General features: G+C 51.6%; 1 protein-coding gene. It reads right to left on the bottom strand.

Annotated elements, in window-relative coordinates; translation table 11 throughout:
- Nucleotides 1-145: 145 nt before the first annotated feature.
- Nucleotides 146-802: a hypothetical protein gene (locus AC629_RS46325; RefSeq protein WP_143199924.1), complete on the bottom strand. Its 657-nt coding sequence runs from the start codon at nt 800-802 to the stop codon at nt 146-148.
- Between the last annotated feature and the right edge of the window lie 376 nt (nt 803-1,178).

Raw genomic sequence — 1,178 nt, 5'->3', positions numbered from 1 at the left:
TCTAAGTTGAAGCGACGTGCTAGCTTAAGCGCTAGAACCGCCTTGGACGAATAACTTCTTCTATCGCGCTCAAGCGCCTTGGCGTTTTCACACAGCCAAGACCCAAAGCGGAAACTCTAGGTGATTTTAATGGCCCGAACTCGGATCAGCTTTTGCAGGCGGGATAATCGACCATTGAAGACACAAATTCGTTCACTCGCGTCACGATGTCAGACGAGTGAACAAGGTAAGAGCTGTCGAGGCCATTCACGGTGACAGATAGCTTCGGATCGCACTTGAGAGAGAAATGAAGTATGCAACTCGTTTTCTGCGCGTTAGCGTGACAAGTTGCGGCCAAATCATAGTGAGAGCCGTCCGGGTCATTTCTGAACAGCACAATCTCAGAAGTTTCGACACCGGCGTAGCTACGCTGAAACCCACCGTCAAAACCAGACGGCGGCGTGTCACGAACTGTTACGTTGGGAGGATATGGCGGGGTTCGTTTCCATCGTAGCTGAGCATGCGCGACGAAATCACCTGTGTTCGGCGAAGATGTGCTTAATAGATTTGAGTTGTACTCGACGTGTAAGAGGATGCGGCCATTGCAGAGTCCTATGCAATTCAAACCATAGGCAGCGTTTTCGGGGGCGGTCGGGCTGCTGAAACTTGGATAATAAGTTAGGATCAGAACTCCTCGTGTTTTCTCGGCTGATTTGCTGCTGCCATAACGAAACGCTTCTGAGAGATGAAATATAATTGGATGGGCGTCGGGCGGAATTGAACTCAAGGGATAGCGGTCGGCCGAATCGTAAAGTTCAATCACTCCACATCTGGCGTCGTGGGTTGACGCGGCATTGTACCCGGCCAATACGAAGCCAGCGACAATTGTTACCCCTGTACCTATAACGACGGTTCGGCGCGGTGTCATGGGACAAGTCAACACGTTAAAGGTGAAAAGCCTCTGAACGTCTCGGCGGGTTCGGACTTCCGTTTCTGGCCCCTTTGAGACCTGCCGATTGTGCCGCACAGCGTCCGCTTTCAGAGGTAACCCGGACGACATGTGCTCGGGCTGAGTTCTTCTCAGTTTCACCCTGGCTGTGTAAAAACGCGAATGATCGAGACACGGCTAGAATTACATTCTTCAGTTCGTCGTCTAAGTTGAAGCCACGTGCTAGCCTAAGCGCTAGAACCGCCTTGGA

The organism is Bradyrhizobium sp. NAS80.1 (assembly GCF_001908205.1).
Lineage (GTDB): Bacteria > Pseudomonadota > Alphaproteobacteria > Rhizobiales > Xanthobacteraceae > Bradyrhizobium.
The sequence above is the reverse complement of the archived record's forward strand: the minus strand, read 5'-3'. Positions and strand labels throughout refer to the sequence as shown.